The sequence below is a fragment of the Desulfovibrio sp. 7SRBS1 genome (assembly GCF_049723905.1).
In the GTDB taxonomy this organism is placed as follows: Bacteria; Desulfobacterota; Desulfovibrionia; order Desulfovibrionales; family Desulfovibrionaceae.
The window spans coordinates 952,422-977,079 of the sequence record NZ_JBJKFD010000001.1 but is presented as its reverse complement, the minus strand read 5'-3'; the positions used below and the strand labels follow the sequence as shown (position 1 = coordinate 977,079).

At 48.8% G+C, this 24,658-nt stretch carries 16 protein-coding genes, 2 tRNA genes, 3 rRNA genes and 1 pseudogene; 14 read left to right on the top strand and 8 right to left on the bottom strand.

The window, feature by feature from the left end:
* Positions 1 to 194: 194 nt before the first annotated feature.
* The 8 genes and pseudogenes from ACI0FJ_RS04830 (at position 195) to ACI0FJ_RS04795 (ending at position 11,066) form a co-directional block, all read left to right on the top strand.
* Positions 195 to 1,745 (top strand): 16S ribosomal RNA (locus tag ACI0FJ_RS04830).
* Between the two features lie 73 nt (positions 1,746 to 1,818).
* Positions 1,819 to 1,897: transfer RNA gene (locus tag ACI0FJ_RS04825), tRNA-Ile, on the top strand.
* A gap of 15 nt (positions 1,898 to 1,912) precedes the next feature.
* A tRNA-Ala gene (locus tag ACI0FJ_RS04820) sits at positions 1,913 to 1,988 on the top strand.
* Between the two features lie 71 nt (positions 1,989 to 2,059).
* Positions 2,060 to 4,988, top strand: a 23S ribosomal RNA gene (locus ACI0FJ_RS04815).
* 58 nt (positions 4,989 to 5,046) lie between these two features.
* Positions 5,047 to 5,161, top strand: a 5S ribosomal RNA gene (gene rrf / locus ACI0FJ_RS04810).
* Together the 16S, 23S and 5S rRNA genes with 2 tRNA genes alongside form the textbook arrangement of a ribosomal RNA operon.
* A 1,002-nt stretch (positions 5,162 to 6,163) precedes the next feature.
* Positions 6,164 to 6,517: pseudogene (locus ACI0FJ_RS04805) on the top strand (integrase core domain-containing protein); the annotation flags it as partial.
* A gap of 61 nt (positions 6,518 to 6,578) precedes the next feature.
* Positions 6,579 to 8,096 (top strand): SDR family oxidoreductase, encoded by a 1,518-nt coding sequence (locus ACI0FJ_RS04800; RefSeq protein WP_424299751.1) that lies wholly within the window; start codon positions 6,579 to 6,581, stop codon positions 8,094 to 8,096.
* 198 nt (positions 8,097 to 8,294) lie between these two features.
* Positions 8,295 to 11,066, top strand: a complete 2,772-nt coding sequence (locus ACI0FJ_RS04795) for an ATP-binding protein (protein ID WP_424299748.1) — start codon at positions 8,295 to 8,297, stop codon at positions 11,064 to 11,066.
* Between the two features lie 143 nt (positions 11,067 to 11,209).
* Here the strand turns inward: ACI0FJ_RS04795 and ACI0FJ_RS04790 are convergent, their stop codons facing one another.
* Entirely contained in the window at positions 11,210 to 11,371 is a 162-nt protein-coding gene (locus tag ACI0FJ_RS04790) for a hypothetical protein (RefSeq protein ID WP_424299746.1), read from the bottom strand.
* Between the two features lie 120 nt (positions 11,372 to 11,491).
* Positions 11,492 to 12,547 carry an OmpA family protein gene (locus ACI0FJ_RS04785; RefSeq protein WP_424299743.1) on the bottom strand — a complete coding sequence of 352 codons (1,056 nt, stop codon included), beginning with the start codon at positions 12,545 to 12,547 and terminating at the stop codon, positions 11,492 to 11,494.
* 203 nt (positions 12,548 to 12,750) lie between these two features.
* Here ACI0FJ_RS04785 and ACI0FJ_RS04780 point away from each other — a divergent pair, with 203 nt between their 5' ends.
* Both ACI0FJ_RS04780 and ACI0FJ_RS04775 read left to right on the top strand, forming a co-directional pair.
* The gene (locus ACI0FJ_RS04780; RefSeq protein ID WP_424299740.1) at positions 12,751 to 13,212 is read left to right on the top strand and encodes a PilZ domain-containing protein; all 462 of its coding nucleotides are present in this window, start codon (positions 12,751 to 12,753) and stop codon (positions 13,210 to 13,212) included.
* A 366-nt stretch (positions 13,213 to 13,578) separates the two neighbouring features.
* Positions 13,579 to 14,952: a TolC family protein gene (locus ACI0FJ_RS04775; protein WP_424299737.1), complete on the top strand. Its 1,374-nt coding sequence runs from the start codon at positions 13,579 to 13,581 to the stop codon at positions 14,950 to 14,952.
* 78 nt (positions 14,953 to 15,030) lie between these two features.
* Here ACI0FJ_RS04775 and ACI0FJ_RS04770 read toward each other — a convergent pair whose 3' ends face one another.
* Positions 15,031 to 15,507, bottom strand: coding sequence for an HU family DNA-binding protein (locus ACI0FJ_RS04770; protein ID WP_424299735.1), 477 nt, complete (start codon positions 15,505 to 15,507; stop codon positions 15,031 to 15,033).
* Between the two features lie 279 nt (positions 15,508 to 15,786).
* Between ACI0FJ_RS04770 and ACI0FJ_RS04765 the strand changes: the two genes are divergently transcribed.
* Positions 15,787 to 16,482 (top strand): PilZ domain-containing protein, encoded by a 696-nt coding sequence (locus ACI0FJ_RS04765; RefSeq protein WP_424299732.1) that lies wholly within the window; start codon positions 15,787 to 15,789, stop codon positions 16,480 to 16,482.
* Between the two features lie 225 nt (positions 16,483 to 16,707).
* A complete protein-coding gene (locus tag ACI0FJ_RS04760) occupies positions 16,708 to 16,881 on the top strand; it encodes a hypothetical protein (protein WP_424299729.1) in 174 nt (57 codons plus the stop codon).
* Positions 16,882 to 16,914: 33 nt separating this feature from the next.
* Here the strand turns inward: ACI0FJ_RS04760 and ACI0FJ_RS04755 are convergent, their stop codons facing one another.
* From ACI0FJ_RS04755 to ACI0FJ_RS04740, 4 genes are all read right to left on the bottom strand, one after another.
* On the bottom strand, positions 16,915 to 18,561 hold the full coding sequence (locus ACI0FJ_RS04755) for an ATP-binding protein (RefSeq protein ID WP_424299725.1): 1,647 nt from the start codon (positions 18,559 to 18,561) through the stop codon (positions 16,915 to 16,917).
* A 399-nt stretch (positions 18,562 to 18,960) separates the two neighbouring features.
* Positions 18,961 to 19,701, bottom strand: coding sequence for an amino acid ABC transporter ATP-binding protein (locus ACI0FJ_RS04750; protein WP_424299723.1), 741 nt, complete (start codon positions 19,699 to 19,701; stop codon positions 18,961 to 18,963).
* A complete protein-coding gene (locus ACI0FJ_RS04745) occupies positions 19,694 to 20,473 on the bottom strand; it encodes an amino acid ABC transporter permease (protein ID WP_424299720.1) in 780 nt (259 codons plus the stop codon). The genes ACI0FJ_RS04750 and ACI0FJ_RS04745 overlap by 8 nt, the downstream gene beginning before the upstream one ends.
* A gap of 194 nt (positions 20,474 to 20,667) precedes the next feature.
* Positions 20,668 to 21,414 carry a basic amino acid ABC transporter substrate-binding protein gene (locus ACI0FJ_RS04740; protein WP_424299717.1) on the bottom strand — a complete coding sequence of 249 codons (747 nt, stop codon included), beginning with the start codon at positions 21,412 to 21,414 and terminating at the stop codon, positions 20,668 to 20,670.
* A 684-nt stretch (positions 21,415 to 22,098) separates the two neighbouring features.
* On the opposite strand from ACI0FJ_RS04740, the gene ACI0FJ_RS04735 reads away from it, so the two are divergent.
* Together ACI0FJ_RS04735 and ACI0FJ_RS04730 are read left to right on the top strand one after the other, a co-directional pair.
* Positions 22,099 to 22,713, top strand: coding sequence for a hypothetical protein (locus ACI0FJ_RS04735; protein WP_424299714.1), 615 nt, complete (start codon positions 22,099 to 22,101; stop codon positions 22,711 to 22,713).
* 66 nt (positions 22,714 to 22,779) lie between these two features.
* Positions 22,780 to 23,313 carry a hypothetical protein gene (locus ACI0FJ_RS04730; RefSeq protein WP_424299711.1) on the top strand — a complete coding sequence of 178 codons (534 nt, stop codon included), beginning with the start codon at positions 22,780 to 22,782 and terminating at the stop codon, positions 23,311 to 23,313.
* A 96-nt stretch (positions 23,314 to 23,409) separates the two neighbouring features.
* Here the strand turns inward: ACI0FJ_RS04730 and ACI0FJ_RS04725 are convergent, their stop codons facing one another.
* The gene (locus ACI0FJ_RS04725) at positions 23,410 to 24,519 is read right to left on the bottom strand and encodes a purine-nucleoside phosphorylase (protein ID WP_424299708.1); all 1,110 of its coding nucleotides are present in this window, start codon (positions 24,517 to 24,519) and stop codon (positions 23,410 to 23,412) included.
* Between the last annotated feature and the right edge of the window lie 139 nt (positions 24,520 to 24,658).

Genomic DNA, 24,658 nt, shown 5'->3' with positions numbered 1-24,658 from the left:
GCAAAAGCGACGAAGGAAACAAACAGCGAATTTGAAAAAAGAGATTGACACGGGAAGCGTAATTTACTACTTACTCTCTCCCACTTCCGGCCTCGAGCCGGAAAGGTCTTTGACAATTAAATAGCGAGCAGGGCGCGAAATACTATCATCGTGGGTTCGTATGAACTTACGAGTTTTAGCTAGAAATACTTTCCTAATTGGAGAGTTTGATCCTGGCTCAGATTGAACGCTGGAGGCGTGCTTAACACATGCAAGTCGTGCGAGAAAAGTTCCTTCGGGAGCCTAGTAGAGCGGCGTACGGGTGAGTAACGCGTGGGCTACCTGCCCAGACGATCGGGATAACAGTTGGAAACGGCTGCTAATACCGTATACGAATCAATTTATTTTGGTTGAAAGGGTGCCTCTAAATTATGCATCCGCGTCTGGATGGGCCCGCGTCTCATTAGCTAGTTGGTAGGGTAACGGCCTACCAAGGCAACGATGAGTAGCTGGTTTGAGAGGATGACCAGCCACACTGGGACTGAAACACGGCCCAGACTCCTACGGGAGGCAGCAGTGGGGAATATTGCGCAATGGGGGAAACCCTGACGCAGCGACGCCTCGTGAGGGAAGAAGGCTTTCGGGTTGTAAACCTCTGTCAGAAGGAAAGAAATGTGTATACGTTAATAGCGTATATGTTTGACGGTACCTTCAGAGGAAGCACCGGCTAAATCCGTGCCAGCAGCCGCGGTAATACGGATGGTGCAAGCGTTAATCGGAATCACTGGGCGTAAAGCGTGCGTAGGCTGCCTGTTAAGTCAGGTGTGAAAGCCCTCGGCTCAACCGAGGAATTGCACTTGATACTGACAGGCTTGAGTCCTGGAGAGGATGGCGGAATTCCTGGTGTAGGAGTGAAATCCGTAGATATCAGGAGGAACACCGGTGGCGAAGGCGGCCATCTGGACAGGTACTGACGCTGAGGTACGAAAGCGTGGGGAGCAAACAGGATTAGATACCCTGGTAGTCCACGCTGTAAACGATGGATGCTAGGTGTCGGGGGGATTCACCTTCGGTGCCGCAGTTAACGCATTAAGCATCCCGCCTGGGGAGTACGGTCGCAAGGCTGAAACTCAAAGGAATTGACGGGGGCCCGCACAAGCGGTGGAGTATGTGGTTTAATTCGATGCAACGCGAAGAACCTTACCTGGGTTTGACATCCTTGGAATCTCCTAGAGATAGGAGAGTGCCCTTCGGGGAACCAAGTGACAGGTGCTGCATGGCTGTCGTCAGCTCGTGCCGTGAGGTGTTGGGTTAAGTCCCGCAACGAGCGCAACCCTTATTGTCAGTTGCCATCACATAATGGTGGGCACTCTGGCGAGACTGCCCGGGTCAACCGGGAGGAAGGTGGGGACGACGTCAAGTCATCATGGCCCTTACGCCCAGGGCTACACACGTACTACAATGGGGGGTACAAAGGGCAGCTACGCCGCGAGGCCAAGCCAATCCCAAAAAGCCCCTCCCAGTCCGGATTGCAGTCTGCAACTCGACTGCATGAAGTTGGAATCGCTAGTAATCCTGGATCAGCATGCCAGGGTGAATACGTTCCCGGGCCTTGTACACACCGCCCGTCACACCACGAAAGTCGGTTCTACCCGACGTCGGTGAGCCAACCCTTTGGGGGGCAGCCGCCTACGGTAGGGCTGATGATTGGGGTGAAGTCGTAACAAGGTAGCCGTAGGGGAACCTGCGGCTGGATCACCTCCTTTAATGAGCAAATGCGCCCGCTCGCTATTTAATTGCAAGGACCTTTGTGTTCTTTGCACTGTAGAGCCGATTTAAGGGCCTATAGCTCAGTTTCGGTTAGAGCGCACGCCTGATAAGCGTGAGGTCGATGGTTCAAGTCCATCTAGGCCCACCACGGTTATCACCACATGGGGGTGTAGCTCAGCTGGGAGAGCACCTGCTTTGCACGCAGGGGGTCATCGGTTCGATTCCGTTCACCTCCACCACGGTGGTGAACTTACTGGCCACGTGTCGGTAATGATCATTGATAGTAGAATAGGCGACGAAGTTGTGTCTGAAAAAAGATAGTAAGGGCAACTGGTGGATGCCTTGGCACCAAGAGGCGATGAAAGACGTAGTAGGCTGCGATAAGCCACGGTTAGGAGCCAAACATCCTTTGATCCGTGGATTTCTGAATGGGGAAACCCAGCCGGAGTTATGTCCGGTTATTCCTTGGCTGAATTCATAGGCCTTGGAAAGCAAACCCGGGGAAGTGAAACATCTCAGTACCCGGAGGAAGAGAAATCAAAAGAGATTCCCGTAGTAGCGGCGAGCGAACCGGGATTAGCCCAAACCGTATGCATCCGTGCATGCGGGGTTGTGGGACTGCCATACGCGATTCGAATAGCTAGCAAAACAAGCTGGGAAGCTTGGCCATAGAGGGTGAAAGCCCCGTATGTGAAGGCGAAAACGACGCAGGCAGCACCCGAGTAGGGCGGGGCACGTGAAACCCCGTTTGAATCTGGGGGGACCATCCTCCAAGGCTAAATACTCCTTGGTGACCGATAGTGAACCAGTACCGTGAGGGAAAGGTGAAAAGAACCCCTGTTAGGGGAGTGAAATAGAACCTGAAACCAGTTGCCTACAAGCAGTGGGAGCGGACTTGTTCCGTGACCGCGTGCCTTTTGCATAATGAGTCAGCGAGTTACTCTGTACAGCCAGGTTAAGCGTTAAGTGTAGCCGAAGCGAAAGCGAGTCTGAATAGGGCGTTAGTTGTGCGGAGTAGACCCGAAGCCGGGTGATCTATCCATGAGCAGGCTGAAGCTTGAGTAAAGTCAAGTGGAGGGCCGAACCGTTGTCAGTTGAAAATGACTCGGATGACTTGTGGATAGGGGTGAAAGGCCAATCAAACCCGGTGATAGCTGGTTCTCCCCGAAATATATTGAGGTATAGCCTCGGATTAGATTACCGGAGGTAGAGCACTGACAGGGCTAGGGGCCCCACCAGGTTACCAAACCCTATCAAACTCCGAATGCCGGTTAATTGTTGTCCGGGAGTCAGACTGCGGGTGCGAAGGTCCGTAGTCGAAAGGGAAACAGCCCAGACCGCCAGCTAAGGTTCCCAAGTGTATGCTCAGTGGGAAAGGTGGTGGGACTACTTAGACAGCCAGGAGGTTGGCTTAGAAGCAGCCATCCTTTAAAGAAAGCGTAATAGCTCACTGGTCTAGTGGTCCTGCGCCGAAAATGTAACGGAGCTAAGTATACCACCGAAGCTGCGGGATCGTCTTTGACGATCGGTAGGGGAGCGTTCTCTACTGCGATGAAGGTGAAGGCGTAAGCCACGCTGGAGTGTAGAGAAGTGATTATGCTGACATGAGTAACGATAATGGGAGTGAGAAACTCCCACGCCGTAAGCCCAAGGTTTCCTGGGTAAAGTTAATCTGCCCAGGGTTAGTCGGCCCCTAAGGCGAGGCTGAAAAGCGTAGCTGATGGGAAACGGGTTAATATTCCCGTACCCGTGTGAATGTGCGATGGGGGGACGCGGAAAGGTAGGCCATCCGGGTGTTGGATATCCCGGTGCAAGTGTGTAGGCTGAATCTCCAGGCAAATCCGGAGTTTCAAGGCCGAGACACGATGCCGTGAGCTTTTGCTCTGAAGTGGTTGAGCCTCTGCCGCCAAGAAAAGCCTCTAAGTTTAGTTCACATGGACCGTACCGCAAACCGACTCAGGTGGGCGGGGTGAGTAACCCAAGGCGTTCGAGGAAACTCTGGCTAAGGAACTCGGCAAAATGACCCCGTAAGTTCGCGATAAGGGGTGCTCTTTGATGTGATGTGTTTACTCGCTAAGCATCGAAGAGCCGCAGAGAAATGGGGGTGGCGACTGTTTACTAAAAACATAGGTCTCTGCTAAGTCGCAAGACGAAGTATAGGGACTGACGCCTGCCCGGTGCCGGAAGGTTAAGGGGTGGAGTCAGCGCAAGCGAAGCTCTAAACCGAAGCCCCGGTAAACGGCGGCCGTAACTATAACGGTCCTAAGGTAGCGAAATTCCTTGTCGGGTAAGTTCCGACCTGCACGAATGGCGTAACGATCTCCCCACTGTCTCAGCCAGAGACTCGGTGAAATTGAATTCGCGGTGAAAATGCCGTGTTCCCGCAGAAGGACGGAAAGACCCTGTGCACCTTTACTACAACTTGACGTTGTGTTTTGGGCTAGCATGTGTAGGATAGGTGGGAGGCTGTGAATCGGGCACGCCAGTGTTCGTGGAGCCACCCTTGAAATACCACCCTTGCTAGTCTAAGGCCCTAACCTTCTACTGTTATCCAGTGAAGGGACAGCGTCTGGTGGGTAGTTTGACTGGGGCGGTCGCCTCCCAAAGAGTAACGGAGGCTTGCAAAGGTTCCCTCAGGTTGATTGGAAACCAACCGTTGAGTGCAAAGGCATAAGGGAGCTTGACTGTGAGGCAGACATGCCGAGCAGGGACGAAAGTCGGTCTTAGTGATCCGGTGGTCCCGAATGGAAGGGCCATCGCTCATAGGATAAAAGGTACGCCGGGGATAACAGGCTGATCGCGCCCAAGAGTTCATATCGACGGCGCGGTTTGGCACCTCGATGTCGGCTCATCACATCCTGGGGCTGGAGCAGGTCCCAAGGGTACGGCTGTTCGCCGTTTAAAGTGGTACGCGAGCTGGGTTTAAAACGTCGTGAGACAGTTTGGTCCCTATCCTCTGTGGGCGTAGGAGAATTGAGAGGGTCTGTCCCTAGTACGAGAGGACCGGGGTGGACGAACCTCTGGTGTTCCTGTTGTCGCGCCAGCGGCACTGCAGGGTAGCTACGTTCGGAACGGATAACCGCTGAAAGCATCTAAGCGGGAAGCCAGCCTCAAGATTAGTTCTCCCTGATCATTAGATCCTAAAGAACCCAGGTAGACCACCTGGTTGATAGGCCGGATGTGTAAGCGTAGCGATACGTTCAGCTGACCGGTACTAATAGTTCGTGAGTCTTTTTTCAGATTTAACACAACTTCGTCCCTATTTTCTATATTTCGCTCATAGAGCAATATATTTGCTCTGGCGGCCATAGAGAAGAGGCCACACCCGATCCCTTTCCGAACTCGGAAGTTAAGCTCTTCTTCGCCGATGATACTTGCGAGTAGTCGCTGGGAAAGTAGGTCGCTGCCAGGGCTCCTTTTCAAAAGGTCCATATCGAATGATATGGACCTTTTTTCGTTTGGGCGGCAGCGCGATTTTTGCCCCTGCCTTCGTTGCGACTTGATGTTTGGAAGCGGGATGGAGGCCCAACTCCTATCCACGCTCCCAAACACCAAGCCGCGCCTCGGCAGGAACAAAACTTACGCCGCCGCGGGAAGAAGAGAGGGGATGCTCCGAGTCGTCTTTTTCTTTGATAGGCCCTTAAAGGCTTCCTGCCCCATTTTTCATATCGCATGATCCCCTTTTTTCGATGTCAGCAAGAGGCTGAACATCAATCAGAAACAACGCCATTGTCATTCGCCACGCTTCGTGGCGTACCTGCGGCTCCTTCGTTCCGGAAGGGGGGAGGGGAAGGTTCGGGAACAAACGGGTCGGCAGCGCGATTTTTGCCCCTGCCTTCGTTGCAACTCACTGTTTGGGAGCGGGCTGGAGGCCAACTCCTATCCACGCCCCCAAACAGCAAGTTGCGCCTCGGCAGGAACAAAACTTACGCTGCCTCAAAGGGGGACCCGGGTTTCCCCACTGTTTCCGTAAAACATGCTAAATTTGAGCTTGGCGGCTATGCGAAGGGACATCATGACTCGTCTGTCGCCCACATCCTCTTTGCCTTTCACCTCAGTTGGATGCGAGATGTCCTAGTCGGGATTTCGGCGCCTTGCGGCGTAATGTGCTGCCTTTGGTTGGGCGGCAGTGCGATTTTTGTCTCTGCCTTCGTTGTGATTTGATGTTTGGAAGCGGGATGTCCAAGGCGGGATTTCGGCACCCTGCGGCGTTGCGGCGCAACGTGCTGCCGAGGGCTGTAGGTCTAACTACTATCCCACGCCATCCCGTCACGCCGCGCCTTGCAGGGCATCCGAACTTCCACCTTGGGAAGATAAGAAAATTGTTCTGTTCTCACATTCTTCACCGCCTCGGCAGAAACAAAACTTACGCTACCGTGGGAAGAAGAAAGGGAGGCCAACAGATGATCGAATCTTTCATAAGCATCTTGTCCGGCGTCGGCCTTTGAGGGGGCTGCTGGTTCACAGTGATAAAGGAATCCAGTTTGCTAGTTGTAATTTTCGGGCGGAATTACAACGACACGGCTGTATTCAAAGCATGAGTCGCAAGGGACACTGCTGGGATAACGCCGTTGCAGAGTCCTTCTTTCATACTTTTAAAATTCAACATATCCAGCACCGGAGGTTCGCAGAGCGCCTTGAGGCCGAGTTGGCTCTCTTTCAATATATCGAAGCATATTACAATCGAAGACGGTGACATTCCTCGAACAACTCGATGTCGCCAGCTGAGTTTGAAAAATTCCAGGCCAGGAAGAAATGGTTTAACTGACTGTCCTTTTTTGTGTGGCAGGATTATTCTGATTCCATGAAATATGTGCTAGGATAACCCCATGAAGAAACCAATTTTAGTCACCGGAGCAACTGGTTATGTCGGGGGACGCTTGGTTCCTATGCTCCTTGCCCGAGGGTACTCGGTGCGTGCAGCTGGACGCTCCTTGGAAAAATTACGTTGTCGCCCATGGGGCGGACATGAAAATGTAGAACTCGTCCAGGCAGATCTTTTTGACGAGGATTCTTTGGCAAAAGCCGCAAAGGGATGTGGTACTGCATACTATTTGGTTCATTCAATGGTTCCTGGTGTTAAAGATTTTGCAGCAGCTGATAGGCAGGCTGCCTATAATATGGTCAGGGCGGCTCGCGCTGTTAATTTGGAGAGACTTATATATCTTAGCGGGTTGAATCCACCTGACCCTTTTTTAAGCAAACATCTTCGTTCACGGGCTGAAGTTGCAGAGATACTGTCTTTAGGACCTGTGCCTGTTACTGTTCTTAGAGCTGCGATAATTATTGGCTCTGGCAGTGCCTCCTTTGAACTCATTCGTTACCTCGTAGATCGCTTGCCTATAATGCTTACTCCGCGTTGGGTTCGAACAGAATCCCAGCCCATATCCATAAGAGACGTTCTTGAATATTTGATCGGTTGCTTAGAACACCCAGAAACGACGGGCAGGGGCTTTGATATTGGGGGGAGATGCATTGAAACGTATGAAAATCTTTTTCGGATGTATGCCCAGGAAGTTGGATTACGGCCAAGATTGATTCTTCCTATCCCTGTTCTTTCTCCGAAGTTGAGCAGCCTTTGGGTTACTTTGGTAACACCAATTCCTTCTGACCTTTCCAAGCCGCTTATTTCAGGTCTGCGTAACAGAGCAGTCTGCATGGAGCATGACATCAGGGAAATAATCCCTCTTGATCTCAGGGATTGTAGGCAGGCAATACGCGCTGCCGTGGATAAAGTTCGCCAGCATACCGTGGATACATGTTGGACTGATGCCGGTGAATTGGCACCTCCCGAGTGGGCTGTTTGTGGTGATGCTCAATACGCAGGTGGCACAGTCCTCACAGATGCCTACCGCGTCCGACTTTCTGCTTCTCCTGAAGAAATTTGGAATGTGGTTGCTTCTATCGGCGGAGAGACTGGATGGTATTTTGCTGATTCGCTGTGGAATATGCGTGGGCTCATGGATCGGTTGCTTGGCGGCGTAGGACTTCGTCGTGGACGTCGTCACCCTACAGATATTTATGTTGGAGATGCTTTGGATTTCTGGCGTGTATTGGTTGTTGAGCCTAATCGACGACTTCTTTTGCTTGCGGAAATGAAGCTCCCTGGGGAAGCTTTGTTGGATTTTGTTCTTGAACCTTCAGGTGAGGGAGGCACCGAATTGATCTCAATAGCCCGTTTCCATCCTAAGGGAATTGCCGGTTTGTCCTACTGGTACAGTGTTTATCCTTTTCATAAGTATGTTTTTAAGGGGATGCTTAAAAATATGGCTCTGACGATAGGCAGTAAGATTATCTCACCTCCTGAACGTTTTAAACCTGCGGCGGGAGCATCGTGTCGATTGTAGTATTTTGATTCCTTTTTATTGATTTCCTTTACACCTTAGACCATCATAACTCTGAATTATTCCTTTAAAAAGTAACTGCCTCTGGTTAGAGACCATAGCCCTCACTTCATGAATCTTCGCAGAACTGTACTTGCCATTGTAATCCTAGGATTCAGCCTGCTAACGCTGTCTCTCTTTTTTATTGTCCAAGGTGTCGTTATGGATAAATTCAGCTCACTTGAGGAGCTGGAGGTCATCCGCAACGTCAACAGAGCCATCAATGGTCTTAACGACAGGAAATCAAAATTGGATGCATTGGCCAAAGATTGGGTGTGGCGTAATGCAATGTATGAATTGGTTCAAAGTTCCCACAGGGAGTTCAAGGAGGCCAGTTTGGTTTCCTCTCTGTTCAGCAGCGGGCAGCTTTTTATGTTTGGGGTTTATGATACCCAGGGAAATCTTATTGTCGGTAATACTTGGCAGGATGATTCCTTGCAGCCTGTTCCAGAGGTACTTTCACATAAAATTTTTTTGGCATCAGGGAATTGGGGAAAGGGCAAAGGAGCTAATAAAAGCGGTTTGCTTTTTGTCGCAGATTTGCCGCTTCTGGTGTCTTTTAAGCCCATTTTAAACAGTGTCCGGGATGAGCGTCCTTTGGGAGTGCTTGTCATGGCTATCAACCTGCAGGATATCTTACCCGATTTGGCTCGGGAAACAGAGCTTGATCTTCAGTTATTGCTTTCGTCTCCACAGCGGGATGAACCTTATTTCACCGTTCGTGAAGAGACCATTGAAACAGTGGTCCCACTTTGGAATATAAACGACCACCCCATACTGCAGCTTCTGCTTACCATGCATCGCGGATTCTATCTTGCCGGACGGAATGCCATTAGTCTTATTTTTAAGTTTTTTTTGGGATCGGCTTTTTTGCTTGGGATTCTGACCTTGACGTTTCTCGATCGGAGAATATTGCGGCGTATCGAAAAACTCAGCAGACAGGTCACTCGTATCGGGCGTCGGGAAGGAGATGAAAAAGTAATTCTTCCAGGTGGGGACGAGCTTACGGGTTTGGCAGAAGATATAAATTCTATGTTGGATCAGCTTCAGGATAACGAGAAATATTTGGTGCAGATATTGGACTCTTTGCAGGCAGGAGTTGTGATTATGGATTCTTCTGACTGCAGAATTTTGACGTTGAATCCTCAGGCAATGCAGATTCTTGGATGTCAGTCCAGGGAAAATGTTTGTGGCACAAAGCGGAATAAGTTTTGGGGCCATGATAATATGTGTAGTGGAAGTATGAGTTGTCCACATCTGAAACGTCATGAGTTAAAAACTCCAATGGGGCAACGTACCATCTTGCGCAATGTGACCCCGCTTCTACGTGGGGAGCAGAAGCTTCTTTTGGAAACATTGATGGATATAACGGAGTTGGAGAGGACGCAGGCAGCGCTTGCACAGTCCGAAGAAACATATCGTGCTGTTTTTCTTAACACAGGGTCGGCGAATATCATCCTGTCCACATCACAAGAGATTGTTCGGGCAAATAGAGAGTTTGTCAAAATGGTTGGGCTCGAGTCCGCAGAGCAAGTTGTAGGATGTCGGCTGGAAGAGTTTTTTGATTCTGACGACATTGAGCATATGACCAAGATGATGCATATGTCGTGTGGGAGAATAGCTTTGCCACGCGGCTATGAAGCGCGGCTTTTGAGACGACCGGGCGGCGATAAGGTATGCCATGTGCTTGTAACTATTGCCCTGCTTCCTGATGAAAAACAGTCGATTATGTCTTTAACCGATATTACGCATCGCAAAGAGGCTGAGCTTGAAATGCGACGGGCTCGAGATGCTGCAGAAAGGACAAGCCGGGCGAAAAGCGAATTTTTGGCCAATATGAGTCATGAGATCAGAACTCCGCTGAATGGAGTTTTAGGGATGCTTCAGATACTGGAAGACACTCCATTGGATGAAGAGCAGCTGGACTGTGTGCAGACAGCCTTACTTTCTGGCAAAAGCTTGTTGACCATTATCAATGACGTGCTCGATTTTTCCAAGATTGAGGCGGGAAAAATGGAATTTGCCGAAGTCGATTTTTCCTTGCATGACCTTATGACCTCAGTCATTGGGCTTTTTCAGGGGCCAGCCGCTACTCTTGGTATTTCCGTGAATTTAAGCATTGGCGATGGGGTGCCTGACTGGGTGGTGGGGGATCCCGCTCGGGTCCGTCAGGTTCTTTTTAATGTCGTTGGCAATGCTGTTAAGTTTACAAACGTTGGTAGTGTCACGCTCTGTGTCTCATCCTTTCAAGGGCTCGATTTTGAACAGGATATGGTTCATTTCTCTGTAGTTGATACAGGGATAGGTATTTCACAAGAAGATCAACGCCTTATTTTTGAGTCTTTTACCCAAGCGGATGGTTCTCATACGCGAAAACATCAAGGAACTGGATTGGGGTTGGCCATTGTAAAACGTCTGGTCAACCTTATGCACGGGGAAATTCAGCTTGAGAGTGTTCCTGGCAAAGGTTCAGTTTTCAGGTTCAGTTTATGCCTGCCACCGGGCAAGGAGGCTGCTGTGGGCGAGAATTCTTCTTTGCTTCTTGAGAGAGCATTGTACGTTTTGCAGGTGGAAGATAATGAGATAAGTGCCATGACCCTGGAGAAGGTGCTTTTGCGTATGGGCCATGCTTGCAAGACGGTTCCAAGCGGTGGGGAGGCGTTGGCTGCTTTGCGAAATGAGAATTTTGATTTGGTTTTTATGGATATTCAGATGGCGGAAATGGATGGCCTGGAGGCTACTCGGCGTATCCGTAATGGCGAGGGCGGCGATGACAAGAGAGTAATCCCTATAATTGCGCTTACGGCTTTCGCTTTGAAGGGGGACAAGGAGCGCATATTGGAGGCGGGGCTAGATGGTTATCTGGCGAAACCGTTGGACATTGAAGAGGTGGCAAAGCAGATCCGAAAGGTTATGGAAAACATGCAAAAGTAGAACATGTCGTGGGGGAGGGCTTCCTCAATAAAGTCGAATCTTAAAATTAAAAAAATAGGTTAAGTATGGCTACTGAAAACAAAAAAGCGTCCCTACCATTAACGGTTGAGACGCTTTATTTGTGAGCTGAATTATGGTCAGGCCTAGTGGTGGCCTTTTTTGCAGCCTTCGTTGATGCGGAAAAGCGCCATTCCGACAATCCAGGCCATGTAGATAAAAATCAGCGATACGCCAACAGTGCCTGCCAGAGTGGAGTGCATCATGTTGTGAATCAGTTCGGAAAGCACTTCAAAAATCCAGGCCATGGTTTCCTCCCTCGCAAAAATAGTGATGTTGTCGGTGAATGGTCATAGTTCGCCGCATTTGGTGCAAAAGTCAAGGGGAGCTGTGCATTTTAGGGGGAACAGTCCAGAGTGACGTTACCTTCATTTCTGTTCAACGCAGACACCGGCGGTTGCTCGACGGTTTTGTGCTCGTCCAGAGCGTGTGGTGTTGGGGGCAACCGGATCTTTGGGGCCGAACCATTGGATCGACAGCTTTCCGGCGTCCAGACCATATTGTTCCACCAGGGCATCGCGTACACTTGCCGCCCGGCGTTTGGAAAGTCCAATGTTGTATTGCACGGGACCGGTTGAGTCAGTATGGCCGTTGATAATCACCGGAGGAGTATCGGAGTGCGTTTTTATGAATTTCGCAAACTGTTCCAGCTCCGGAGAAAACTGAGGTTTGATGTTTGATTTGTCGAAATCAAATTTTACGTCGATTTCCACACATACAGTCACAGGCTGGAGAGTGGATGGCGGAGCCAGTGGAGCTGACTGTTGAGATGTATTTTTTTCGGCTGGAGTGAAGATAATTTCCTCTTCTTTCTGAGGAGCTGGAGAGAATTCTTCTTTTTGTGGAGCAGTCGCAGCTGAGGGAACAGACGTTGTGGCTGCTTGATGTGTGTCCGGCCCGCCAAAAAAATAGCTGAGGCCAAGGGTTACCAGCATCTGGTTTGTCGGATGTTGGTTGTCGGCCAAGATATGGCGGATATCGCCACGAAGAGCCCAATTGTCGCTGAAATAATACTTGGCTCCTGCTCCGTAGGAAAAAATTGCTGAAGATCGATCATAGTCGTTTGAAAAGAGAAAAATTCCTCCTCCTCCCGCGGCTACGAAAGGAACGAAGTTCTCCCAAAAATCGAAATTGTACAGAATTTCAGCTCGCAGCAAATGCCCATCAGCACTTGTTCCTTCCATTTTCGAGGTCGGAGTAAGAAAACCGTAACTGCCTTCAATCGTCCAGTTTTCATCAAGGGCGTACCCCAAAGCTGCGCCAGCTATTCCACTGTCATCGTAGTATTTGTTGCCTTCAAAACCATAATACCCTGCGAACGGGGTGAGCGAGTACCGGTCCATTTCTTTGGCTACCGCAGGAGTAAGGAAGAAAAGCAGCAGAGTGAATGTCAGCCAGCCGGAGATTGCGGCTAAACTTTTCATATCAAGCTCTCTTGGTTGTTTGTTTTCAATAGGTAAGTCGGATGTCGTAGATTGATGTATGATAACTGGATCGTTTTTAAATGAAAAGAGTCTTTGAAGATGGGAGAATAAATAGAATTCGGCAAAATATTTGCATGAACTTCTGCGAGATAAGCTTTAGGGGAAGATTCTGCCTACTGTAATTATATGGTGTTGGAGGTATTATGACCTTTTTACGTCTGTTTCCAGATTCTGAAAAGTTACCTGCTGGGGTGGATAGGCAAAAGTATATCCAAGGAATAAAAGAGACCGTCGTTGAACGGTCAAATCGGGCCAAACGACGTGCGCCTCGGGTTAAGGCTCCAGATATGACAGTCTGGGTCAAAGAGTTGGGGGGCAAGGAATTCGATGTAAGGGATTTGAGTGTGCTTGGCATGGGATTTGTTCATGGGGGGACAAATTTTGAGGCCGATATGAGGCTGACCATCTCAATTCATCGACTTGGCAATCCTTTGCTCCTTGGAGCATCTATACAGATAGTGCGTGTTGATGAGAGTGTGGTTGGGTGCGAATTTGTTGGTTTGGAAGATTTTCATAAAAAGCTATTATCTAAAATTGTTCAGAGCAAGCAAAGTAGAAAAAATTCGCAGGGCGGCAAGAGCGGAGCCCATAGAGCTGTCATGTAAGGTTGTATAAAACCTATATTGTCGAGAGGGTCGTTGTTTAGTGGCACCGGCCCTCTCGTCGTTTAGGGGAGGGAATTTTTTGCATGCAGAGGAAGAACATGGGCAATTGTATAACATCTTGCTATGAAAGGTAGATGTTGCCATGGAGGAGAGGAAATAGAAAATAGTTGCTTGCGCAACTTTGTGGGCTATGCTAATCCGAGCGCGGGCAAAGAACTGCCCATAAATTTGTTTATTTTCTTTTTTGGCGATTTCCTGTAACCACGTAACACGCATTGTTCCGTTATTGGAACCGATACCGGACATCTACCGGACATCCTGGAACAATGATTTTACAAGCATTTTTGAATCAAGAAGGGCACGCGGATGAAAAAAATTTCATTGTTTTTTCTGGCGGCATTAACACTGCTCGCTGCGAGTATGGTACAAGCTGCAGAGCAAACCGACGGTCTTGAGACGAAGCGTGTGTTCAGCACAGATGTACTGAATATAGAAGGGCCGTTCGACCTTACCCGCTGCGTTGAAAGGGGACTTGCCGAAAATCCTACGATCAAATCTGCACGGTTTGAACTGCGTGGGGCGGATTACAGTCGGAAGTCAGCGCGGGGTGATTTTGGTCCCAAGTTAAGCGCTGGCTACGGTTATACGCATTACGACCAACAGCCCACTGCCAAAGGAGAACCTACGGGTTCCCAAGATCAATGGGCTTTTACCGTCAACCTTAATCAGCCCATTTTTACTGGGTTCAGGTTGCTTTCCACCTATCAGAAGGCGGCGTTGGCCACAGAGCAGGCACAAGCCAAGCTTTCCCAGGCAGAACTTAGCCTTGTTGAGACTATTCAGGTTAACTACTTTCTGCTTCTTAAAGGGCGCATGGATGTGAAGAGTGCCCAGGATTCCGTAGCACGTCTTAAATCGCAGCTTAAAGTTACACAGGCTTTTTATGATGTAGGGCTTCAACCCCGTCTTGATGTACTTGAGGCAGAAGTCGATTTGGCAAAGGCGCAACAGGAACTGCTCATCGCGCAGAACGAAGTGGATACGCAAACAGCACGGTTGAACACCCTTTTGGGCATTCCGCTGAGTCATAAAACGGAATATGTTGGAGAGCTGACATTCGAGCCGTTTACTTTGCATTTGGATGAATGCCTTGATTCCGCCTATCGCCATCGTCCCGACTTGGAAATTGGACGGAAAAGTGTCGAGATGGCGAAAAAGGATGTGAAGATTTCTGCCAGCGGATTATATCCTCAGCTCTCTGCAAACTGGGATTACAGCCAAACGGGTGATGATCCTTCCGTGCAGGGGGACACTTACAGTGCTCGTAATTCCGAATGGGCAGTAGGGGCTAATGTGCAGTGGGATGTTTTTGACTGGGGCTCTACTTATTATGGATACCGCTCTGCCAAACAGGGGGTTGCCCGGGTTGAATCCGAACTGGCCAATACACGTCTTGAAGCCTCGTATTCGGTTAAATCGGCATTCCTTAATTTGAACGAAGCATCTGACCGTATTGGGGTGGCGCGTAAGTCCGTCATATCAGCCAAGGAAGGCTACAGAATGGCTGTCGCTCGTTATCAGGCTCAGGTTGGCACCAATACCGAGGTCTTGGATGCTCAGTCCCGCCTGACCAGTGCAGAGGCAGATCTGTCGTCCGCTTTAGCAGATTACCAGACTGCACTTTCAAACCTGTATGTGGCTATGGGCGAAATGAATATCGATCTGGAGCCTCAGCAGTAAATCACGCTCTATACGTACGAAAAAAGGCCGGGAGGTATAACCTCCCGGCCTTTTTCTCTGCATTACGGACAGATAATATTAGCTGTTCAAAGCTTCGTCGAGAGACTTGGCAGTGGAGAACTTAACCACACGCTTTGCTGCGATTGTGATTTCCTGACCGGTTTGGGGGTTGCGGCCAGGGCGGCTTGCACGTTCCTTAACAGCAAGGGTTCCCACGCCGGGAAGACGGACCGAATCGTCCTCGCCAAGTCCTTTGGCCAGGATTTCGCAAAATGCGTCAAAAGATTTTTCAGCGCTCGCCTTTGTTTCAAAAACGGAAGGCAGAGCGGCTTTGAGTTCCTCGACAAATTGGGCCTTTGTGAACATAAAGCGTAACCTCCTTTGGATAAAATGGACAAAAGCAGTTAAATATACGTTGTCTGCTTTCGCCCTCGATGAATTGTAGATGTGCCGTTGATGCTTGAACTTGTCAAATGAAAAAGCCGTTACAATCTGGGATTTTGGAGGAAAAATACCTTTGAGGGCCTTTAAAATGGAAGAAAGAGCTGTATTCACAACGGTGTCGTTGCTTTTTTCAAAAACATATGTTTGTGTGCAATGGTTTGAAATGAAAAACTTTTATCTGATCCGAAACGCATAAACATGGATAAGACTTTCTTCAGCTAGGCTAGAGTTTGTATAGTGTCCCCGTTTGGTCTTTCTTTCTTCCTTTTGAAAAAAAAGCGTGTGACTTGAATACTGTCGGGTACACCGTATCATTTTGTAGCTGGCTGGAATATGTGTATTGAATGTCTGGTTGCCAAGGCAGTTGGTGCCCGACGGATGAGGAATTACGTGTCAGCAGATACAAAAAGCATGTCGGAGCATCATTTTTTGCTTATTGCCGAGGAAGGACCGGCAAGAGATGCCTATTGCCGTATTGCCGGTGAAGAAGATACTGAATGGTTCTGTGTGGAATCCTTGGCTGAGTTGTGTGAAAAATATCCTGGGGAGAAATTTTCAGGGATAATTTTGGATGTGCCTACGGTCATCAAGTCCAGTCGTGAAGAAAAGGGGCATATTCAAGAGTTTGTAGATCGGTTTCCGGTTTTGCGTCTGCGTTGGGATGAATCTGCCGGATTGGTGATGGGTTTATACGCGGGAGGGACGCTTACTGGTGTAAAGGTCATACGAGAATTTTTGGAACGTGAGGCCAGTGAGTTTACTCCCCGACAAATTCGTGGCTACTTGCGGGGGAATATTTGTTTTAATATTCTGCTCGGCTTAACCCCTTCTTTTAAAATGGCCGATGCTGCCAGACTTTTTACAGCCAACGCCTCGGAAGGCGGTTGCTTTATATATACCTCGGCAACATACGAGGTAGGGCAAGAAGTAAATCTTATTATTCAGGAGTTGGTGGACCATACGCCGATTCCGGCAAAGGTGCGCTGGGTTATGCCTTGGGGCCAGCGCTTGAAGCCATCAGGTATAGGTGTGTCTTTTTCTTGTCTTACTTCGCAGCAGGCGGAGCAGCTTCGCGATTTTTTTTAAGCCCTGTTGCGTTGGCGCCATCTCGGCTGTTTTTCTATTATTCCAGTCAACCGTCTGCAACCACCTTTTGCCACAGATCATTCAGCTGTCTTGGTGATTTGGCTGAGCCTGTCTGGGGCCGACAAATTTGCCAGGCATCATACTAGGAATTCGTCAAGGTTTGCTTTATTCAAACTCCTTACCTTCGATTCTTTATTTCAAACTTCTGCTTAATCGGGAGGACGCATGTCAGACAAGCCTAAAACGCTACTTGATTACACTGTACGGGGGATTCTCATGGGGGGATCTGTCGGGGTGATCGCGGGACTGTTGTTCATCGATATAAGCAGAGGGCTTTTTCTTGGCATGTTGTGTGGTGCCTTGGCCGGGATCACTCTATACAACAAACAGGCGAAATAAGGCAGAGCTGAAAGATAGATTTTGAGAGAGGGTTTAGGAAGGAAGAGTGAGGTGGATAATGGTTTCCCCGGGGATTGTAGCATCAAGGTGGATAGAACCACCCAAGGTGATAGCTATCAAACGTGCTGAGTAGGCTCCCAGTCCTGTTCCTCCCGGTTTCCCGTATGTTACAAATTTTTCGAAGAATTTTTTGCGAATTTGAGAGGGGACTTCTCCCAGATTCTGTATGCGGATTTTCCGTGATGGGTCGCTGTTGGTTAAATCCACGCTGATAACTGCATTGCGAGGAGAAGCTTCTACTGCATTTTTCAGTAAGTTTGCCAACATGGTGTAGCAGAGCAGTTCTTCCCCCAATACCATGAAGTGCCCATTGGCAGGAGGTGTTTTGCCGTTCAGGGTCAGGTCTATTCCCACTTGCCTGGCATTCGCCAATGGGCGAAGTTCTTCCCATATTTTGTCAATGAGCGTGAGTAGGTTCACCGGCAAACCGTGAAAATGATACGTACCACGCTCCATTTTCAGCATGTTCAACGATTGGTTGACAATATTGAAGACTCGCAGCCCGGATTTGCGAATTATTTTTATTCCTTCCTGAATGTCCGGGGGTAAATCATCTTCAAGCAGTAGGTCTGTCATTCCCATAATGGCATTGAGAGGTGTTTTAATATCGTGCCGGGTCATACGCTCTACGTCTTCGCGTAATGCTTCTGAGCGCTTGCGCTCCGTGATATCCATGGACACGACCATACCTGCTGCAATATTCCCCTCAGCATCGCGAAGGGGAAGCAGGTGCATTTCAAGCGTGTGGTCATTGAGGCTTATTTCCGTAGTGCTTTCCTGTCCCTCGAGAGTCTGGCGGAAAAGGGGGCCCAACGTGGATGCCAATTCCTGGGGAAGACAATCCCAAATTATCTTATTCTGCAATGCACATCCGAGCAGTCCGAATTGCGTCAAACCTTTTCCGTCGGCAAGAATGAACCTCAGGTCGTAGTCGAACATGGCGACAATTCCGTTTGGGAAATTCTGTACCAGGGCTTTGTACTTACGTTCACTTTCCCTGAGTTCTCGTTCTTTGCGTTCAAGTTCAAGCTTTTGTTCTTCAATAAGTCTTTTTGTTTTATAAGAATTTTCCCATCGTAAGTAGACAAGTCGTGACAAGAGAAGTGAGATAACTGTGACAACTGCGCAAAGGATGAATTGTGTTTGTAAAACTGCCCAGTTCGGTTCATTCCTAATAAGAAATGCTTCCAGGCCTCCAAGGAAAATAAAAAAGAAAAGCGCCTTTTTCCATTCTACCCTGAAAAAAGCTGCCAACCCGAACATGGTCATAATGAAAATGCTCTGGGAGTGAGCGTAGAGTGGATTGAATCCATTGAGAAGGATCATGCATGGCGCGATTGTTGTGCCGTATAATATTTCAACAATCTGATGCCGATGTCGTATGCCAGATTCTTCAACCGGAGGAGTAGAGAAAAAAAGATAAATGACGGATGCCAGAATTATATACAAACGTAGAAGTGTGGATGGTGCGCGAAATGTGTCATACTGTAGGTACAGCATAAACGCTGTCATGGGGATAAATCCCATGGCCACATAGCGTAGCGAAATCAAATTTTCTAAAGTTGCACTTCGCCTTATTTCCTTCATGAGGCGCTGGGCATTCGATTCCATAGTTTCCATAGGGTGCTTCGTCGCTTATCTAGTCCAAAGAGTAGCAACTCAGTCGAACGACTTAAAAAAGGAGACGAGTCTGGGATATATGTTCTGCTGGATTTCAGGGGCTCAATTCCCATTTACCTTACAGACTTTCACCCCCATATTCTCCCATTGAAATATCCTATGCTCTAGGCTGGAAAAAAGCAATTCAACGACATCCGTTCTTATCTTCGTATTTCTGGAAAAACAGAAGGGAGAATGCATTGGCAGACTGCAGGCGCATCCTGGATGCAGATTTTTGCCAAATGAAAAAAGCCGACCATTGTTACCCCAATGGTCGGCTTTTGGATGAGTCGTACAGTCTAACCGCATGTTTTGCCATGCTGCTTTTGTGGACACACAGTTTTACTTTCTTTTTTCTGCCTAAAGTATCTGGCTCAGGAACAGCTTGGTTCGATCATGGTCGGGACTTTCGAAAAAGTGTTCCGGAGTTCCTTGTTCCACTATCTGCCCTTTATCCATGAAGATGACCCTGTCTGAAACTTCCCTGGCAAATCCCATTTCGTGTGTGACCACAACCATGGTCATGCCTTCATGAGCCAGTGATTTCATAACATCCAAAACCTCGCCGATCATTTCCGGGTCCAAAGCAGAGGTCGGTTCGTCAAAAAGCATAATCTTTGGGTTCATGGCCAACGCACGGGCAATGGCAACTCGCTGTTGCTGTCCACCAGAGAGCTTGGCGGGATAGACATTGGCTTTATCCTGGATACCAACCTTATGAAGAAGATGCATTGCAGTGTCTTCGGCTTCCTGCTGAGGAACCTTTTTCAGGCGTATCGGGGCCATGGTCAGGTTTTGCAGAACTGTTTTGTGGGGGAATAAGTTGAAGCTTTGAAACACCATACCCAGTTCTGTACGGATGGAGTTGATGTCATTGCTTTTGTCATGAAGGTCATAACCATCTACGATGATTTTACCTTTGTCGATCTCTTCCAGCCTGTTGATGGAGCGCAGCAGTGTGGATTTCCCGGAACCACTGGGGCCGATGATTACGACCTTTTCGCCCTGAGCAACGTTGAGGCTGACGTTGTTAAGGGCTTTGAGGCTGCCAAAGTACTTAAAGATGTTTTGTATCTGAATAATAGGGACGTCATCAGGCATAATGGTTCACCTTGTGTTCCATGCGCGCCACGCACTTGGACAGAATCAACGTGATGATCAGGTAGACCAGGGCGATCATGGTGTAAGTTTCAAAATAGTAGAACGATTCACTGGCGAATTCACGTCCTCGGCGAAGAATGTCGGCAACCCCAAGAATGGAGATAAGCGAGGTATCCTTGAGAAGCATGATGAATTCGTTGCCAACGGGAGGAAGAATGGTGCGCCATGCCTGGGGAAGAATCACCAGAAACATTGTTTCCCGTTTGTTGAAACCGAGAGAGCGAGCGGCTTCTGTCTGTCCTTTATCGATGGATCTGATGCCTGCACGGAAAATTTCACCCATGTACGCACCATAGCAGACGCTCATGGCGATGACGGCGGCAACCATGTCCGGAACCTTAAGGAAACGTCCCAATGCATAGTAGATGTAGAAGAGCTGAACCAGCAGGGGGATGCCGCGGACGATCTCTACATAGGTGGATGCGATCATGTTGATGAATTTATTGGTGGAAATGCGTCCAAGCCCGGTCAACAGTCCTATCATCAATGAAAAAACAATGGAGGTTACTGTAACCTGAAATGTGATCAGAATTCCGTCCGGAATGAATTTGAGAATGTTCAGATATGGATCCGGACGGGTGATGACAAGATAGGCAATTGTGGCGAGTGCACCAAAAAAAGCCACGAACCAGGCGTTGAATAGGCCTTTGTCTTTGGCACGTGGTATGGCAGTGTTTTCCGGAATTTCGAATTGCATTCGATCGTCTGGCATGAGTCTTCTTCCAGGGCTGGCAGTTTAAGATTTGGAACTTTATCAACAAATTCCGTCTTCGTAACCGTATTTATGTCCGAAGGGCAAGGTGCCTCGAAGGCGGAAAACAGCCCCGGAGTCTGTGATGACTCCAGGGCCTGAATATTTGCGCGGCAAACAGGTTTACCGCTTTGCTTTTAAAAGCAGTGCTTCGACTAGTTAGAGCTGCCGAACCACTTATTGAAGATCGTTTCGTATTCACCGCTGGCTCGAACTTTGGACAAGCCCTTGTTGACCAACTCGATGTTGTCCTTGCTTCCCTTGGGGAAGGCAAATCCAAGATATTCCGGCTTGTCGGACTTGAGCATGAAGGCCAGATCGAGCTTGGATTTGTATTCAGGGTTCTGCAAGGCATAGCCAGCGGCAACAGCATCATCGCAAATTACGGCGTCAATACGTTCATTGTTCAGGTCTTCGATTGCTAAGCCTACTTCGTCATAGGAACGAGGGGTTACATCCTTGAGGCGTTTTGCTGCAAAATAACCGGTGGTACCAATCTGGGCACCAACTGTTTTTCCTTTAAGGTCAGCCTCACTTTTTATCGTGGCGCCTTTGCGAACCACCACACCCTGTTTGACTTCAAAATACGGATCGCTGAAGTCCATGACGCGCTTGCGTTTATCATTGATGGTCACAGACGAGTCAATTGCATCATACTTTCCAGCAGCAAGACCGGCAAAGATGCCGTCCCAGGCAGTGGTTTTGAAAATGGGCTTGAAGTTGGCTTCACGTCCAATGGCTTTAACCAGATCAATTGAAAAACCGACGATCTGCTTATCCTGGTTGACGAATTCCATAGGGGGCCAAGTTGAGTCAACTGCAAAGGTGATGGATTTTTCCGCTAAAGCCGGTGTGGCGAACACAACCATGGCGAGCAGGGCAAAAAGAGCTTTTTTAAACATGAGGTTCCTCCGAAAAAAATAATAATGGTCCGCAAGTTGTGTAGGTCAAGCAGTCTTTTTCTGTATAGCACAAAATGACATAATTATCAAAAGTGTGATGGGAAAAGGACTCCTTGATGGAAAAATTTGCCAAAACGGAATTGACTTTCTTACCCTGTTCGGCGGGGGCCTGACAAGTTTTTTCCGATCCTCTTCACCTGCCAATTGCCTTTAGCGGGCTGCTTTTCTGTATTTTTTTCAATCGGTACCATTTGCGTTTCAGTTACAGGCTTCCACACATTCTTATAAAAGCATCGCATTCTCCCCGCGAGCCAAAGGGACATGGCTCCTTGGAAAACCACTTTTTACGGGGACACCAATAGCGGCCCTTAAAAGGTTGGTTGCAGCCGCGAGGAAGCAGACGTGCACAGCGTTGTGAGCCTATCTTGACAATATTGCCTTCGGCCTCCACTCTCCAGACATTGTTTTTGTTTGTTTTCATCAGTGCCTCCTTGGAATCGGAGTCGTACCCAGATGCGGGATTTCACGGTATGTTGAAAAACCGACTTCTGGAATTTATACTGAATAGTGATTCAATTTCCGTTCCCGGAAAGGAGTGGCGGGCGTGATTTTTTTGCGTTAACGTCCGCGCCTGTCTGCCCGCAACTGGAGGCAGAACGTTATGCCTGAATATACGGAGGTCGCATGGGCTTTCTTTCATCAAGTGTGAGCTACACAAGATATCGAGTGGTTGGGGATATCCCAGAGGGATTATGGCGTGAGGTTCCTGAGCGTTTGTTGAAAAATGCCTTTCAGGATATTGACCACAACGCCGAGGAAAGGTCTTTCGGCTGGGTATGTTTTGACGACTATCTTGATACCGAATGGAAAAGTGCCCCCCCGGAAAAGGGTGAGTTTCTTACCTGGAGCCTTCGTTTGGATACTCGGCGTATTCAACCGGCTGTTTTTAAAAAATATTTTGAGTTGGCTTTGCGTGAATACAAAGAATCCATAAAGGACGATGAGAAAAAATTCGTCTCCAAAAGCCGTAAGACTGAAATTCGAGAGCAGGTTGCTCTTCGGCTTCGGGCCAAATCCTTGCCGGTACCCGCCGTGTTCGAAGCAGCCTGGAATATGCAGACCGGGATTATTTATTTCGGTTCTACCAATGCCAAGGCTCGGGCACTTTTTGAGGACTGCTTTACATTGACTTTTGAATTGGAGCTGGAACCGCAGACTCCTTTTTTCCTGGCCTCGCGTATTCTGGGTGAAGAGGCGGTGAGTCGTTTGGAAAACATCGACCCGACGGTTTTCATCTAGTAGAGCGGATGGTAGACGTCTTTTAAAAGTGACTGGCTACTGGCCTGTGCAGACAAGGAGATATAAATGGCCGATTACACATTGGCAGACCGCGAAAGCGGAATACTCGGGCAAGAATTTCTAACCTGGTTGTGGTTCAAAAGCGAAGTATTGAGCGGATTGTTCAAAACTTCCAAGGGAGAGCACTTCACGGTCTTTGTGGAGCAGCGTGTTTCCGTGGAGGGTGGTGAAGGAGATACCAAGGAGACCGCCACGGTTTCAGGGATGCATTCCGAATTGCGCGAAGCTCGTCTTGGCCTGCGTAATGGAAAGAAGGTCAACAAGGCGTTGTTGAAGTTTGAGCAGGACCCAGAAGAGTGGACCATGATGCTGAAAGCCGAGGATTTTGGCGTTGGCCCTCTGAAGACTCCCAAGGTTGAGACCAAGCGCGAAGAAGGGGATGACCCGGATGCGGCGTTTCTGGAAAAATTTTATCTGATCGAGAAGTCTGCAGCGTTTCTTGATTGTGTATTTGAAGAATTTCTAAGGCTGCGTCTTTCCCCAAGCAAGTGGGAGGAAGAGGTTCGCGAGTTCAGTGAATGGGTTTTGAAGGAAGGCTAATCTTTTCTTTCCCGTTCTGAAAACTGTGAACAAAAAACGGGCGTTTCCATGGGAACGCCCGCTTTTTGTTGTATTGTTGTTCTCGGACATGCGAGGTTACTGGACAAGTGCCTCCCATTTTTCAGGATTGGCAATGATGTCGTGGGCAACGGCAGAGCCGACACGGTATGCATTTTTTATGGAAATGATATATCCGCCCGAATCGGCCTGCAGCGATTCCAGGGCGGTTTGCCCCGGGTGCTGGCGGTCGTAGTTGCTGATAGTGCGCAAAACCATGGCCCTGTTGAAGTCGGCACGCTTAATTTTATTCAACCGGCTTAGCGACAGTAAGGTTCCGGAGTCTTCCATGGCCGTTACTCTGTATTCGCCTTCCCCTTTGGTCCATTTTTTCATCCACCAGTCTGCCCATCGTCCAAAAACTTTCCCATGAAAGTAGGTACCGGAAGACAGCACATCCCCCTGGGCAACAAACGGTCTAAGCCTGGCAGCTGTTTGGGGATAATTCCGACGGTATGATTCTGCGGCTTGGGTGTCGGCCAGCTCCACGTTCCGGCTGGTTTCAAAGGCTGCTTTGGACAGTTTTTTGTTCAGTTCGAAAATTTCATATCCTGCAGTCCATCCGTTATCGCAGAAATCCCCCGGGCAACCAAGGTGGAACAATGGTTTGTCCGTAGTGGGGAATTCATAGTTGGAGATTTCGTAGGCAAGGTCGGCATCAACAACATAGTTTGCCCAGAAGGCGCTTCCCGTACTTACAAAGGCAGGAGGTCCACCTGCGATGCCTGCGATCAACACAAATGTCTTGGACAGATCAATTTTCGGTGAAAGGCCGAGTGCCATGACCGTGGCAGCGGCGTTGACCGTTCCCATATCGGTTACAGTAATGGCAAGTCCCGTTGTGGGGTTGAAGTAGAGCGGATGCGGGATTCCTTCGACATTGATTTGCGTATCGAGTTTTTCTTGTTCCACCCAGAGTTGGGCTTCGCCTGGCGCATCACCCGTAAATTTGCCAACCTCAAACATGGCCAGCACCAGAACCTTGGGAGCAATTACTTTGGTTGTCTGTGAAGCAGCCGTGTTTTCTTTTGTTTGTCCTTGGGGAGTAGTACTTTCCTGGGATACACTCTCCTGAGCAGGAGCCAGGGAACATGTGGAAATAATGAACCAAACCAAAAAGAACAGAATTTTTGTTCTCGATGTGATCATTGGTGCCTCCTGGGGAACGCACATATTGAAGTTGGAGCCTGAAGTCAGCCGAGATGCTTATTGCTGGCTTACGTATCCAGCGGAAAAACAGAAAATAAAGGTCGTGAGATTACTCTCGCACCCAAATTCACGGTTGGGG

Coding starts and splice junctions, on each gene's coding strand:
- ACI0FJ_RS04745 (WP_424299720.1), bottom strand. CDS start 20,473: ATGCCAGACGATCGAATGCAATTCGAAATTCCGGAAAACACTGCCATA.
- ACI0FJ_RS04760 (WP_424299729.1), top strand. CDS start 16,708: ATGTCAGACAAGCCTAAAACGCTACTTGATTACACTGTACGGGGGATT.
- ACI0FJ_RS04725 (WP_424299708.1), bottom strand. CDS start 24,519: ATGATCACATCGAGAACAAAAATTCTGTTCTTTTTGGTTTGGTTCATT.
- ACI0FJ_RS04735 (WP_424299714.1), top strand. CDS start 22,099: ATGGGCTTTCTTTCATCAAGTGTGAGCTACACAAGATATCGAGTGGTT.
- ACI0FJ_RS04790 (WP_424299746.1), bottom strand. CDS start 11,371: ATGGCCTGGATTTTTGAAGTGCTTTCCGAACTGATTCACAACATGATG.
- ACI0FJ_RS04775 (WP_424299737.1), top strand. CDS start 13,579: ATGAAAAAAATTTCATTGTTTTTTCTGGCGGCATTAACACTGCTCGCT.
- ACI0FJ_RS04740 (WP_424299717.1), bottom strand. CDS start 21,414: ATGTTTAAAAAAGCTCTTTTTGCCCTGCTCGCCATGGTTGTGTTCGCC.
- ACI0FJ_RS04750 (WP_424299723.1), bottom strand. CDS start 19,701: ATGCCTGATGACGTCCCTATTATTCAGATACAAAACATCTTTAAGTAC.
- ACI0FJ_RS04780 (WP_424299740.1), top strand. CDS start 12,751: ATGACCTTTTTACGTCTGTTTCCAGATTCTGAAAAGTTACCTGCTGGG.
- ACI0FJ_RS04795 (WP_424299748.1), top strand. CDS start 8,295: ATGGATAAATTCAGCTCACTTGAGGAGCTGGAGGTCATCCGCAACGTC.
- ACI0FJ_RS04730 (WP_424299711.1), top strand. CDS start 22,780: ATGGCCGATTACACATTGGCAGACCGCGAAAGCGGAATACTCGGGCAA.
- ACI0FJ_RS04785 (WP_424299743.1), bottom strand. CDS start 12,547: ATGAAAAGTTTAGCCGCAATCTCCGGCTGGCTGACATTCACTCTGCTG.
- ACI0FJ_RS04755 (WP_424299725.1), bottom strand. CDS start 18,561: ATGGAAACTATGGAATCGAATGCCCAGCGCCTCATGAAGGAAATAAGG.
- ACI0FJ_RS04800 (WP_424299751.1), top strand. CDS start 6,579: ATGAAGAAACCAATTTTAGTCACCGGAGCAACTGGTTATGTCGGGGGA.